Raw genomic sequence first — 13474 nt, 5'->3', positions numbered from 1 at the left:
CCTGTTTTTATCAGCGGCTTTGGGTATCCTTTCCATATTGTTGTCCTTTGTTGCATCAATCTCTTCAGGCGGAACATACAGATATCAGTGAAATCATAGCGGGATAAACAGAGCATTTTTAACTCAAAACAACATATTGTCTGAAATGATAGTTTAGGTTAATTCAATCATATTTTTGGATGTTTAAATGGCATTTAAGGGCACAAATGCCGTATTCAATCTATTACTATTGGGTGATACTCGTTCTAATTATGAGCGGAGTGAATACTTTCTCCACTCACCTCAATCAAGAGTGAGCTGCGATTATGTCTGATAAAAACACCGTCCCCCTTTCCGTTCTCGATCTGGCACCGGTTCCGCAGGGCGCCGATCCTGCCCGCGCATTTCAGTGTTCACTGGAACTGGCACAACATGCCGAGAAATGGGGCTACCAGCGTTACTGGATGGCGGAACACCACAATATGACCGGCATCGCCAGTGCGGCAACCTCTGTGCTGCTGGGTTATATTGCAGGTGGGACGAAAACAATCCGCGTGGGTTCCGGCGGCGTGATGCTGCCGAACCACTCACCGCTGGTGATTGCCGAGCAGTTCGGTACGCTCGCTACACTCTACCCGAACCGTGTGGATCTGGGATTAGGTCGTGCGCCGGGCACCGATCAGCGCACCATGATTGCCCTGCGCCGCCATCTCTCCGGTGAAATCGACAACTTCCCGCAGGATGTGCAGGAGTTGCAGATGTACTTCGGTGACGTTCAGCCGCAGCAACCTGTCCAGGCCGTGCCCGGCCAGGGTTTGCATGTGCCGATCTGGTTACTGGGCTCAAGCCTTTACAGCGCCCAGCTGGCGGCGGCGCTCGGACTGCCCTTCGCCTTCGCTTCACATTTCGCACCGGACATGCTGTATCAGGCATTAGCAATTTACCGCAGCAAGTTCCAGCCTTCTGCACAGCTTGAGAAACCCCACGCCATGGTATGTATCAATGCCATTGCTGCCGACACGGATGAAGAAGCGCGCCGGATGTTCACCTCTAATCAGCAACAGTTCATCAATTTGCGCCGTGGAATGCCGGGTAAACTCCCTGCGCCGGTTGATAACATCGAAAGCTTATGGTCCGCTCAGGAACGCTTTGGCGTTGATAATGCGCTGCGTATGTCGGTGGTCGGCAATAAAGAAAGTGTGCGTCAGGGGCTGCAAAATATTCTGCGGGAAACTGAAGCCGATGAACTGATGATCAACGGCCAGATTTTTGATCATCAGGCACGCCTGCATTCATTCGAGATTGTTTCACAACTTCAGGGTGAACTGGTCAAAGAGCAACGCATCAGCTGACAGGTCAGGTAAATCGCAGGCATAAAAAAACCAGCCCGGAGGCTGGTTTTTTATTATCTGAAAATCAGCGAACTGAGAGCAGATTATGCGTCAGAAGTACGACGTGGTGCGCGGCTTGGCGGACGACGATCACCTGCGGCTGCAGAACCTTCACGACGGTCACCGCTGAAAGAACGTGGAGCACCGTTACCACGGCCACCTTCACGACGTTCACCGTTGAACGGACGCGGAGCACCATTACCACGACGCTCACCGCCAGCACCGGCCGGACGATCACGACGTGGAGCCTGTGGCACCGCATCACCGATCAGTTGCATGTTCATCGGTTTATTCAGGATACGTGTACGGGTGAAGTGAGACAGGATCTCGCCCGGCATACCTTTCGGCAATTCGATAGTAGAGTGCGTACCGAACAGTTTGATGTTACCGATGTAACGGCTGCTGATGTCGCCCTCATTAGCGATAGCACCAACGATGTGACGAACTTCAACGCCATCGTCACGACCCACTTCGATACGATACAGCTCCATTTCGCCAGCGTCACGACGCTCACGACGCGGGCTGTCGCCATCACGTGCAGGGCGGTCATTGCTGCGGGCCGGACGGTCACGACGATCACCACGGTCGCCACGTTCTTCGAATTCACGACGTGGTGGGCGGCTTTTGAAGACAGGATCCGCTGCAACGATCAGAGGGCGTTCACCCTGTGCCATTTTCAGCAGTGCCGCAGCCAGTGTCTCAACGTCCAGCTCTTCTGCAGGTTGCAGTTTTGCCAGCAGCGCACGGTATTGATCCAGATCGCTACTTTCCAGTTGTTGCTGAACTTTCGCTGCAAACTTAGCCAGACGACGCTCGCCCAGAACTTCTGCAGTTGGGATTTCAACTTCCGGAATGGTCAGCTTCATGGTGCGTTCAATGTTACGCAGCAGACGACGCTCACGGTTCTCAACGAACAACAGTGCGCGACCTGCACGGCCTGCACGGCCGGTACGACCGATACGGTGAACGTAAGATTCTGAGTCCATCGGGATGTCGTAGTTAACCACCAGGCTGATACGTTCTACGTCGAGACCACGTGCTGCCACGTCGGTTGCGATCAGAATGTCCAGACGGCCATCTTTCAGACGTTCCAGAGTCTGCTCGCGCAGGGCCTGGTTCATGTCACCGTTCAGCGCAGCGCTGCTGTAACCGCTACGTTCAAGTGCTTCAGCCACTTCCAGCGTCGCGTTTTTGGTACGTACGAAGATAATCGCCGCATCAAAATCTTCTGCTTCCAGGAAACGTACCAATGCTTCGTTTTTACGCAGACCGTAAACAGACCAGTAGCTCTGGCTGATATCAGGGCGCGTGGTCAAGCTTGACTGGATACGCACTTCCTGAGGATCTTTCATGAAGCGACGGGTAATACGACGGATAGCTTCTGGCATGGTTGCAGAGAACAACGCGGTCTGATGTTCAGCCGGGATCTGCGCCATGATGGTTTCGACGTCTTCGATGAAGCCCATACGCAGCATTTCATCAGCTTCGTCCAGCACCAGGCCGCTCAGGTTAGAGAGGTTCAGCGTGCCACGTTTCAGATGGTCCAGCAGACGACCCGGAGTACCCACAACAACTTGTGGTCCCTGACGCAGAGCGCGCAACTGGACGTCATAGCGCTGGCCGCCATAAAGGGCAACCACATTCACGCCATGCATGTGTTTAGAAAAATCGGTCATTGCTTCAGCAACCTGAACCGCCAGTTCGCGGGTCGGGGCCAGAACAAGAATTTGTGGTGCTTTCAGTGAAGCATCAATGTTATGCAGCAGCGGTAAAGAGAATGCGGCTGTTTTACCGGAACCTGTCTGAGCCATGCCCAGAACGTCGCGGCCATTTAACAGGTGAGGAATACACTCAGCCTGGATTGGTGAAGGTTTTTCGTAGCCCAAATCAGTCAGGGCAGAAATGATCGGAGCAGACAGCCCCAGGTCAGCAAAAGAGGTTTCAAGCTCAGTAGTCATGTACACGTGCCTCATTAATAATGGCAGCCAGTCTACATAACTCGTCGAGAAAATTTTCAGTCATTTTCATTGAAAAGTGTGAACCGGCTCAAATTAGATTATAAAACGAACAAAGCAACCCTCGCCCGTAAAGGCGCTAAAAAATGGTAAATACCATGATTTAAAAGGCTGATTGGTGTCGTCAGCTATTGCTGGTCCGATTCTGATAGGTCGTCTTGCTCATGGCCCAAAAGCGCCAATTCCAACAATGCATAGCGGTGCTCAACAAAGTTATGAACGTTGTTAGCTACCGTCAGTTTGAACAGTGCCGCAGCGCTGTTCTTGTCCCCCAGACTTAGGTAATGTTTACCTAAATAGAAGTCAGTTTCACTGAGATGCTCAGCGAGCGAAGTGTTATCCGTTGCTTCTGCCTTGAGGCGTTCCATCAGCGTAGATTCGCTGATTTTGCCCAGGTAGAATTCGACGATATTCCATCCCCATTGCCCTCTGTCCGCTTTGTCATAACGCTGTTGAAGCGCTACCTCGGCATCCTTCGGATTGATTTCTCGCTCCGCAAGATAAAGCCATAACGAACGGAAGGGATCATTTGGATCGTCTCGATAAAACGCCTGCAGATCATCCTGCGCTAACGAGAATCGGCCACCGTAATACAGTGCGATACCTCGGTTCAAACGCGCGTAGTTGTAAGTTGGATCAAGCTCTAGTACAGAATCAAACGCTTCATAGGCAGCATCGAAATTGCCTGCCTGCGTTAAGTAAATCCCCAGGTAGTTAAAAACTTCTGGCATATCAGGACGAATAGACAGCGCTTGTGAAAAATCATTTCGCGCCAATGCTCTTAGCCCGAGACTATCATACAGCACACCGCGCTCATATAATAGCTGTGCTCTCTCATCATCGGTTAATGACCGACTGGCAAGTATTTGTTCCATGCGTGCCAGGATGACTTCCTGCTGCAACGTCGGTTGCAACGGAATCGCCAGAACTTCATTTTTACGCCAATCATGGTTGCTGCATCCTGCCAACATAAGTGCTGTCGCAACATAACACCAGCGCAAGAAAGGCTTCATTTCTACTCCCGGAGACAAACATTGGATGAACATCCTGTCATCCGCTTGCTTAACACAAACGCGTCCTGCGTCCGTGAGACGAACAGCTCCTTTCCAGATGGAAAGGAGCTGTAAAACTTCTGTTACAGATTATTCTGCTGCAGGTTGCTCAGTTGTTTCGTCCTGAGTAGGTGCGGTAGCTTCTTTGATGCTCAGACGCACACGACCCTGACGGTCAACTTCGAGAACTTTAACCGGAACTTCCTGGCCCATCTGCAGGTAATCAGTCACTTTCTCTACACGCTTGTCAGCGATTTGAGAAATATGCACCAGACCTTCTTTACCGCCGCCGATGGCAACAAATGCGCCAAAGTCTACGATACGGGTCACTTTACCCTGATAGATACGACCCACTTCGATTTCAGCAGTGATCTCTTCGATACGACGAATAGCGTATTTCGCTTTCTCGCCGTCGGTTGCTGCGATTTTCACAGTACCGTCATCTTCGATTTCGATCGTGGTGCCGGTTTCTTCGGTCAGCGCACGGATCACAGAACCACCTTTACCGATCACGTCCTTAATTTTGTCCGGGCTGATCTTGATGGTGTGAATACGTGGAGCAAACTGAGAGATATCGCCACGTGGAGTGCTGATAGCCTGTTCCATCACGCCCAGGATATGCAGACGCGCACCCTTAGCCTGGTTCAGAGCCACCTGCATGATTTCGCGGGTGATACCTTCGATTTTAATGTCCATCTGCAGCGCGGTGATACCGTCGCGGCTACCGGCCACTTTAAAGTCCATGTCGCCCAGATGATCTTCGTCACCCAGAATGTCGGACAGAACGATAAAGCTTTCGCCTTCTTTAACCAGACCCATTGCGATACCGGCAACAGCGGCTTTAATCGGAACACCTGCATCCATCAGGGCCAGAGATGCGCCGCAAACAGAAGCCATTGAGGATGAACCGTTGGATTCAGTGATTTCAGAAACCACACGCACGGTGTACGGGAAGTCTTCTGGTTTTGGCATCATCGCCAGCACGCCACGTTTAGCAAGACGGCCATGGCCAATCTCACGACGTTTTGGCGAGCCCACCATCCCGGTCTCACCGACTGAGTACGGAGGGAAGTTGTAATGGAACAGGAAGCTGTCAGTTTTTTCGCCCATCAGCTCATCCAGGTTCTGTGCATCACGGGCAGTACCCAGCGTTGCAGTCACCAGCGCCTGAGTTTCACCACGGGTGAACAGAGCAGAACCATGGGTACGTGGCAGAACGCCAGTACGCACATCCAGACCACGGATCATGTCTTTTTCGCGACCATCGATACGCGGCTCGCCACGCAGCACACGGCTACGAACCACATTCTTCTCGATGCTGCCCAGGATGTCAGAAATTTCGCCAGCATCCAGGGATTCGTCTTCAGCTTGCAGAGCCTGAACAACGTCAGCTTTGATGACATTGATCTGGTTGTAACGTTCTTGCTTCTCGGTGATCAGGTACGCATCACCCAGACGGGATTCAGACAGTGCAGCGACGCGAGCATGCAGCTCAGCGTTAACGGCTTCTGGCTGCCAGTCCCATTTTGGCTTACCGGCTTCAGCAACCAATGAGTTGATGTTGTCGATAACAATTTGTTGTTGTTCGTGGCCAAAGACGACCGCGCCCAGCATCTGATCTTCACTCAGTACTTCAGCTTCAGATTCAACCATCAGAACCGCGCCCTGAGTACCTGCCACAACCAGATCCAGACGGCTTGTTTTCAGCTCATCAGCGGTTGGGTTCAGAACATACTGGTCGTTGATATAACCAACGCGTGCCGCACCGATCGGGCCATTGAATGGAATACCAGACAGGCTCAGGGCAGCAGATGCACCTATCATCGCAACGATGTCAGGGTTAACTTGTGGGTTCAGGGAAACCACAGTCGCGATAACCTGAACTTCATTCAGGAAGGAGTCCGGGAACAGCGGGCGAATCGGGCGGTCAATCAGACGTGAGGTCAGTGTTTCGCCTTCGCTTGGACGGCCTTCGCGACGGAAGAAGCTGCCCGGGATACGACCAGCAGCGTAAGTACGCTCCTGATAGTTAACCGTCAGCGGGAAGAAACTCTGACCTGGTTTAGCTTTTTTCTGGCCAACAACGGTCACGAATACCGCAGTATCGTCCATGCTAACCATAACAGCGGCAGTAGCCTGACGAGCCATCATGCCGGTTTCCAGCGTAACGGTGTGCTGGCCGTATTGGAATTTACGAATAGTCGGATTAAGCAATGTAATATCCTTTTGTATGACGCGCAGCTGTTATGACAGCAGTTCACGCCGATAAATATCCGAGCTTCTCACTACATTCTCGCGACTAATGACAATCCTTATATACCTGGCAATGTGGTAATAAAGTCTCTCATTAGCCGCGCGAAAACATCTGTAACGGAAGTTCATGTTCTTAGAATAACAGTAGAAACCGCAGCCATACAGTACCCTGATTTGGCTGCGCTTCCTAGAATAAAGGGGCCTATTGGCCCCTTTACACTGAAACTCGCTTGATTAGCGACGCAGACCCAGACGTTCGATCAGGCTGGTGTAACGTGCTACATCTTTACGCTTCAGGTAGTCCAGCAGTTTACGACGCTGAGAAACCATACGCAGCAGACCACGACGGCTGTGGTGATCTTTTTTGTGTTCTGCAAAGTGACCTTGCAGATGGTTAATTTGAGCAGTCAGCAGAGCAACCTGAACTTCGGTAGAACCACTGTCGTTAGTGCCGCGACCGAAGTCGGAAACGATCTGAGCCTTAGCTTCAACGCTTAGAGACATAATCTTACTCCAAAATATTATAGATAATTAAACGGGTGCCGATCTCTAATTCAGCAACCCAATGCATAAGCTGCGCTATTCTACCCTTTGCTATATATGATCGCAAGGTAAGCAGAAAGCGCTTAATCGGTGTATTCAACAACCAGACGACGAGGTGCAATACGACCCTCATCATCAATTTCTCCTACACCGATAAACTTACGTTCTTCGCCTTCAGTGATGCGAACCATACCGCTGACGGGCGCACCTGATGCCTGAACAGGTTGGCCCTGTTTGACATATCCGGCCACCATAGGTAACAGGTTCACTTCCGGGAAGTCTTCACATGCGCTATCCATCGGCAACAACAAAGGATCCAGCAGCAAGCGCGGCTCAATACCCTGCTCTTCTGCCTGAGCGATCAGCTCATGGAGTTTTTCCAGGGTGACCATTCGCTCTGAAGGATAAGTTGCCACCTGCAGACGACGCAGATAAGTCACATGCGCACCACAACCCAACTTCTCACCAAGATCATCGACGATAGTGCGGATGTAAGTGCCTTTTGAGCAATGAATCTCCAGCTCAACGTCAAAGCCTTCCCAGCGTATAAATTGCAATTCATACACCGTAATGCTGCGTGATTCTCGCGGAACTTCGATGCCCTGACGGGCATATTCGTACAGTTTTTTCCCTTCATATTTCAATGCGGAATACATGGAAGGAATTTGCTGAGTTTCCCCGCGGAAACTGTCGAGTGCGTCGTCAAGTTGTTGCCGGGTGAACGTCATTTCACGTTCACAAATGATGGCACCTTCAGCATCAGACGTATCGGTGCGTTGCCCCATACGGGCAATCACGCGATAGCGTTTGTCCGAATCAAGCAGGAACCGGGAGAATTTAGTCGCTTCGCCTAAACACAGTGGCAGCATACCGGTGGCCAAAGGATCAAGCGCGCCGGTATGGCCTGCTCGGTTAGCGTTATAAAGGCGTTTAACCTTTTGCAGGGCATCGTTAGAAGACAAGCCTAAAGATTTGTCCAGTAGCAGAACACCGTGTATATCACGGCCGCGGCGACGTGGGCGACTCATTATGCTTCCTCGTCATCGCCTGCAGCGGAACGGCGTTCAGCATCGTTCTTCACGACATTAGTCACCAGATTGGACATACGCATACCTTCAACCAAAGAGTTGTCGTAAGCGAAAGTCAGCTCCGGTACTACACGTAAACGCATCGCTTTACCGATCAGCGTACGAATAAAACCTGACGCGTCCTGCAAGGCTTTGATGCCATTTTTGACACGATCAGGATCGTGATTATCAGTGGTCAGCACATCCAGGAAGGTGACGAACACTTTGGCATATGCCAGGTCGCGTGAGACTTCTACGCCTGAAACTGTCGCCATGCCTACGCGTGGGTCTTTGACTTCACGCTGTAAGATGATGGCGATTTCTTTTTGCATCTCCTGAGAGACGCGCTGAGTACGGCTAAATTCTTTTGCCATGAGGCTTTCTCCTTACTTGCTCCAGACAAATAAGGGGGCGCAAGGCCCCCATCTGGATATCAGCGACTTCGCAAACGTTAAGCGATAGTACGTTTGATCTCGATGATTTCGAAGACTTCGATCACATCACCAGTACGCACATCGTTGTAATTCTTAACGCCGATACCACATTCCATGCCGTTACGGACTTCAGCAACGTCATCTTTGAAGCGACGCAGGGATTCCAGTTCGCCTTCATAGATCACCACGTTTTCACGCAGCACACGGATTGGGTTGTTACGCTTGATCATACCTTCAGTCACCATACAACCTGCAATAGCGCCGAATTTAGGTGACTTGAATACGTCACGAACTTCAGCCAGGCCAATGATTTGCTGTTTGTATTCTGGCGCCAACATACCGCTCATTGCCTGTTTGACTTCATCAATCAGGTTATAGATAACGGAATAGTAACGCAGATCCAGGCTTTCACTTTCAACAACGCGGCGGGCAGACGCATCTGCACGGACATTGAAGCCGAGGATGATCGCGTTAGAAGCAGCAGCCAGTGTCGCATCAGTTTCGGTGATACCACCGACACCCATACCAACGATCTTAACTTTAACTTCGTCGGTGGACAGGCTCTGCAATGCATCAGAGATTGCTTCACAAGAACCCTGGACATCTGACTTCAGAACGATGTTCAGTTCAGAAACTTCACCTTCGGTCATGTTCGCGAACATGTTTTCCAGTTTAGATTTCTGCTGACGAGCCAGTTTAACTTCACGGAATTTACCCTGACGATACAGCGCAACTTCACGTGCTTTTTTCTCATCACGTACAACGGTAACTTCATCACCCGCAGCCGGCACACTGGACAGACCCAGCACTTCGACAGGGATAGAAGGACCCGCAGACGTAATGTCACGGCCCATTTCGTCACGCATCGCACGGACACGGCCGTATTCGAAGCCACACAGAATGATGTCGCCTTTGTTCAGCGTACCTTCCTGAACCAGCACGGTAGCAACCGGACCACGACCTTTGTCCAGGAAGGACTCGATCACAACACCACTTGCCATACCGCTACGCACCGCTTTCAGTTCCAGAACCTCGGCCTGCAGCAAGATAGCTTGCAGCAGATCGTCGATACCAGTACCGACTTTCGCAGAAACGTGGATGAACTGAGATTCGCCGCCCCACTCTTCCGGCATAACGCCGTACTGAGACAATTCGGTACGAACACGGTCCGGATCAGCATCTGGTTTATCAATTTTGTTTACCGCAACAACGATTGGCACGCCAGCCGCTTTCGCATGCTGAACAGCTTCGATGGTTTGCGGCATCACGCCGTCATCAGCGGAAACAACCAGAACCACGATATCTGTTGCCTGAGCACCACGAGCACGCATAGAAGTAAACGCGGCGTGTCCCGGGGTATCCAGGAAGGTAATCATGCCGTTTTCAGTTTCTACGTGATAAGCACCGATGTGCTGAGTAATACCACCGGCCTCACCTGCGGCGACTTTCGTGGAACGAATATAGTCGAGCAATGAGGTTTTACCGTGGTCAACGTGGCCCATGATGGTCACAACCGGAGCGCGAGGCTCAGCAGCTGCGGAAGCACCTGTGTCACGATCGCTCATCAGCGCTTCTTCCAGCTCGTTCTCACGACGCAGGATAACTTTATGGCCCATTTCTTCTGCAACCAGCTGAGCAGTTTCCTGATCAATAACCTGGTTGATGGTCGCCATAGCGCCCAGTTTCATCATAGTTTTGATGACCTGAGAACCTTTGACGGCCATTTTGTTTGCCAGTTCGGCAACAGTAATGGTTTCGCCTACCACGACATCACGGTTTACGGCAACCACAGGCTTGTTGAAGCTCTGCTGCAGCGTGCTTGGTTTACGTTTGCCTTTACCATTACGGCCAACAGCACGGGCTTCTTCGCGATCCGCTTTAGATTCGGACAGCTTGTTGCCTTTTTTCTGTTTAGTCGCTTTGCCACCGCGGGTACGGCTACGACGATCGCCTTCAACTTTGGCATCATTCTCGTCTTCGGCCGCACGTGCATGCGTAGAAGTGGTGACATGGTAGTCAGCAGATTCTGATTCGCTCGGCGCAACAGTTTCAGTCCAGACGCCAGAATCAGCCATTTTACGGGCTTCTTCTGCAACGCGTTTGGCGTTCTCTTCAATCTTACGCTGGGCTTCTTCTTCCGTTTTGCGTTTCAGCTCTGCGGCTTCAGCTTCACGGCGTGCTTTATCTGCCTGAGCTGGTTTGGTTACTTCATCGGTATTTTGATTGGTCACTTTATCTTTTTCCGCTGCGTCACGCTTAGCTTTATCAGCGGCCTCACGTTTAGCTTGCTCTTCGGCGGCGCGTTTGGCTTTTTCCTGAGCTTCGCGCTGGGCTTGCTCTGCTGCTGCACGCTGTGCCTGTTCTTCCGCGTCACGCTTCGCCTGCTCTTCCGCTTCTGCCTGGGCTTGTTCTGCCTCGGTCATATCACGTTTAACATAAGTGCGTTTCTTGCGGACCTCGATTTGCACCGATTTACTCTTCCCGCCGGTGCTCGGAATATTCAGTGTACTACGCGTTTTGCGTTGTAACGTCAGTTTGTTTGTCGCACCTGGGTTTCCACCATTGAGATGCGCCAATAAAGTTTCTTTTTCTTGCTGGGTCACAGAGTCAGCTTCGGACTTCGAGATCCCTGCATCAGCAAATTGCTGTACCAGGCGATCAACCGGAGTCTGAATTTCTGCCGCCAGCGATTTTACAGTTACATCTGTCATGCTGTTCCTTCCTGCTACAGTTTATTACGCGTTGTCGCCAAACCAGCAGATATTGCGCGCGGCCATGATAAGTTCACCAGCCTGCTCGTCAGTAAGACCTTCAATATCAGCCAGATCGTCGACACCTTGCTCGGCAAGATCTTCCAGCGTACAAACCCCTTGTGCAGCCAGTTTAAATGCCATACTACGTTCCAGACCCGCCAGGTTAAGCAGATCGTCAGCAGGCTTTTTGTCACCGAGACTTTCTTCCTGAGCTAAAGCCAGCGTGGTCAGCGCTTCTTTTGCGCGTTCGCGCAGCGCATCCACGGTGTCTTCATCCAGGCCGTCGATTTCAAGCAATTCATTAACTGGCACATAAGCCAGTTCTTCAAGCGTAGAGAAACCTTCTTCAACCAGAACCGTGGCGAAATCTTCATCGATGGCCAGGTATTTGGTAAAGGTATCAATCGCAGCGTGTGCCTCAGCCTGATGTTTGGCTTGCAGGTCGTCTGCTGTCATCACGTTCAGTTCCCACTTGTCATCACCACGATGCTGTTTCAACAATTGGGAAGCCAAACGCACGTTCTGGCCATTACGGCCAATCGCCTGTGCCAGGTTGCTGGCTTCAACGGCGATATCCATGGTGCATTTATCTTCATCAACCACGATGGAAGCGACGTCTGCCGGTGCCATTGCGTTGATAACGAACTGCGCAGGATTGTCATCCCAAAGGATAATATCAATGCGTTCACCGCCCAGTTCGCTGGAAACGGCCTGAACGCGTGCACCACGCATGCCGACACAAGCACCGACAGGGTCGATACGTTTGTCATTAGTTTTTACGGCAATTTTCGCACGGGACCCAGGATCACGGGCAGCGGCTTTAATTTCAATCAGCTCCTCGCCAATTTCCGGCACTTCGATGCGGAACAGTTCAATCAGCATCTCGTTTCGTGAACGGCTGACAAACAGCTGGGCACCACGTGCTTCAGGGCGGACATCATACAACACGCCACGAATACGGTCACCAGAGCGGAAATTTTCACGAGGAAGCATGTCTTCACGCAGGATAACAGCTTCAGCGTTGCTGCCTAAATCCAGTGCAATACTGTCGCGGTTAACTTTCTTAACGACGCCAGTAACGATTTCACCTTGCTGCTCACGGAACTGATCAACCACCATCGCGCGTTCTGCTTCACGTACTTTCTGTACGATGACTTGTTTAGCAGTCTGTGTGGTGATGCGGTCAAAAGTGACCGATTCAATTTGATCTTCAATATATCCGCCGAGGTCGATTGACGGATCTTCGTATTGTGCAGCTTCAAGGGTGATTTCGCGGGTCGGCTGGGTCACTTCGTTCACTGCCACCCAGCGACGGAAAGTATCAAAGTCGCCGGTTTTACGGTCAATGCTGACGCGGACTTCGATTTCCTGCTCGTATTTTTTCTTGGTCGCCGTTGATAATGCAATTTCCAGCGCTTCAAAAATCTTCTCGCGCGGGAGGGATTTTTCATTAGAAACTGCTTCTACAACAGCCAGAATCTCTTTGTTCATCCTAGTTGCCTCTTCCAAACTCTTTAAAAGTGGGGTACCAGGTTCGCTTTCTGGATGTTGCTCAGTGCGAACACTTCATCTTTCCCTTCCACTGTCACCGTGATCATTTCGCCTTCGACAGCTTTAATGATGCCCTGCCATTTGCGGCGGTTTTGCACTGCCATACGCAAAACAACACTGACTTCATCGCCAAGAAAACGTTGATAATGTTCAGCGGTGAACATAGGACGATCAAGGCCTGGAGAGGAAACTTCCAGGTTGTAGGCGACAGTAACTGGATCTTCAACGTCCAGCACAGCGCTCACCTGGTGGCTGACATCAGCACAATCATCAACATTGATCCCGGCGTCACTATCAATATAGATGCGCAACGTCGATTGGCGAGCCCGAACGAACTCGATGCCCACCAGCTCAAAGCCAAGTGCCTCGACTGGTGCTGTAATCAGCTCTGTTAATTTTTGTTCTAATGTGGACAAGCCCACCCCCAAGACATAAA

General features: G+C 51.2%; 11 protein-coding genes. 1 reads left to right on the top strand and 10 read right to left on the bottom strand.

Annotated features, from left to right (window positions below; genetic code table 11):
- Nucleotides 1–305: 305 nt before the first annotated feature.
- Nucleotides 306–1331 carry a luciferase-like monooxygenase gene (locus J1781_RS07010; RefSeq protein WP_129954349.1) on the top strand — a complete coding sequence of 342 codons (1026 nt, stop codon included), beginning with the start codon at nt 306–308 and terminating at the stop codon, nt 1329–1331.
- A gap of 83 nt (nt 1332–1414) precedes the next feature.
- Here J1781_RS07010 and J1781_RS07005 read toward each other — a convergent pair whose 3' ends face one another.
- The 10 genes from J1781_RS07005 to rimP form a co-directional block, all read right to left on the bottom strand.
- The gene (locus J1781_RS07005) at nt 1415–3328 is read right to left on the bottom strand and encodes a DEAD/DEAH family ATP-dependent RNA helicase (RefSeq protein ID WP_129954347.1); all 1914 of its coding nucleotides are present in this window, start codon (nt 3326–3328) and stop codon (nt 1415–1417) included.
- Entirely contained in the window at nt 3318–3392 is a 75-nt protein-coding gene (gene yrbN, locus J1781_RS26475; RefSeq protein ID WP_223499600.1) for a protein YrbN, read from the bottom strand. The genes J1781_RS07005 and yrbN overlap by 11 nt, the downstream gene beginning before the upstream one ends.
- Nucleotides 3393–3513: 121 nt before the next feature.
- Nucleotides 3514–4398 (bottom strand): lipoprotein NlpI, encoded by an 885-nt coding sequence (nlpI, locus tag J1781_RS06995; RefSeq protein WP_129954345.1) that lies wholly within the window; start codon nt 4396–4398, stop codon nt 3514–3516.
- Nucleotides 4399–4527: 129 nt separating this feature from the next.
- Nucleotides 4528–6651, bottom strand: coding sequence for a polyribonucleotide nucleotidyltransferase (gene pnp, locus J1781_RS06990; RefSeq protein ID WP_129954343.1), 2124 nt, complete (start codon nt 6649–6651; stop codon nt 4528–4530).
- A 273-nt stretch (nt 6652–6924) separates the two neighbouring features.
- Nucleotides 6925–7194 (bottom strand): 30S ribosomal protein S15, encoded by a 270-nt coding sequence (rpsO, locus tag J1781_RS06985; protein ID WP_014333706.1) that lies wholly within the window; start codon nt 7192–7194, stop codon nt 6925–6927.
- Nucleotides 7195–7316: 122 nt separating this feature from the next.
- Entirely contained in the window at nt 7317–8261 is a 945-nt protein-coding gene (gene truB, locus J1781_RS06980) for a tRNA pseudouridine(55) synthase TruB (protein ID WP_129954341.1), read from the bottom strand.
- Nucleotides 8261–8674, bottom strand: coding sequence for a 30S ribosome-binding factor RbfA (gene rbfA, locus J1781_RS06975; RefSeq protein WP_014333704.1), 414 nt, complete (start codon nt 8672–8674; stop codon nt 8261–8263). Before rbfA ends, truB begins: the two co-directional genes overlap by 1 nt.
- Before the next feature lie 77 nt (nt 8675–8751).
- Nucleotides 8752–11445: a translation initiation factor IF-2 gene (infB, locus tag J1781_RS06970; protein WP_129954339.1), complete on the bottom strand. Its 2694-nt coding sequence runs from the start codon at nt 11443–11445 to the stop codon at nt 8752–8754.
- A gap of 24 nt (nt 11446–11469) precedes the next feature.
- Entirely contained in the window at nt 11470–12978 is a 1509-nt protein-coding gene (gene nusA, locus J1781_RS06965) for a transcription termination factor NusA (RefSeq protein ID WP_013573819.1), read from the bottom strand.
- Between the two features lie 23 nt (nt 12979–13001).
- Entirely contained in the window at nt 13002–13454 is a 453-nt protein-coding gene (gene rimP / locus J1781_RS06960; RefSeq protein WP_014411570.1) for a ribosome maturation factor RimP, read from the bottom strand.
- Nucleotides 13455–13474: the final 20 nt, after the last annotated feature.

The sequence above is a fragment of the Rahnella perminowiae genome (assembly GCF_019049695.1).
GTDB classification, from domain to species: Bacteria; Pseudomonadota; Gammaproteobacteria; order Enterobacterales; family Enterobacteriaceae; genus Rahnella; species Rahnella perminowiae.
The sequence above is the reverse complement of the archived record's forward strand: the minus strand, read 5'-3'. Positions and strand labels throughout refer to the sequence as shown.

Excerpts from the sequence above, each read along its gene's own strand:
- J1781_RS07010 (WP_129954349.1), top strand. The coding sequence starts at position 306 with ATGTCTGATAAAAACACCGTCCCCCTTTCCGTTCTCGATCTGGCACCG.
- J1781_RS07005 (WP_129954347.1), bottom strand. The coding sequence starts at position 3,328 with ATGACTACTGAGCTTGAAACCTCTTTTGCTGACCTGGGGCTGTCTGCT.
- nlpI (WP_129954345.1), bottom strand. The coding sequence starts at position 4,398 with ATGAAGCCTTTCTTGCGCTGGTGTTATGTTGCGACAGCACTTATGTTG.
- rpsO (WP_014333706.1), bottom strand. The coding sequence starts at position 7,194 with ATGTCTCTAAGCGTTGAAGCTAAGGCTCAGATCGTTTCCGACTTCGGT.
- truB (WP_129954341.1), bottom strand. The coding sequence starts at position 8,261 with ATGAGTCGCCCACGTCGCCGCGGCCGTGATATACACGGTGTTCTGCTA.
- rbfA (WP_014333704.1), bottom strand. The coding sequence starts at position 8,674 with ATGGCAAAAGAATTTAGCCGTACTCAGCGCGTCTCTCAGGAGATGCAA.
- infB (WP_129954339.1), bottom strand. The coding sequence starts at position 11,445 with ATGACAGATGTAACTGTAAAATCGCTGGCGGCAGAAATTCAGACTCCG.
- nusA (WP_013573819.1), bottom strand. The coding sequence starts at position 12,978 with ATGAACAAAGAGATTCTGGCTGTTGTAGAAGCAGTTTCTAATGAAAAA.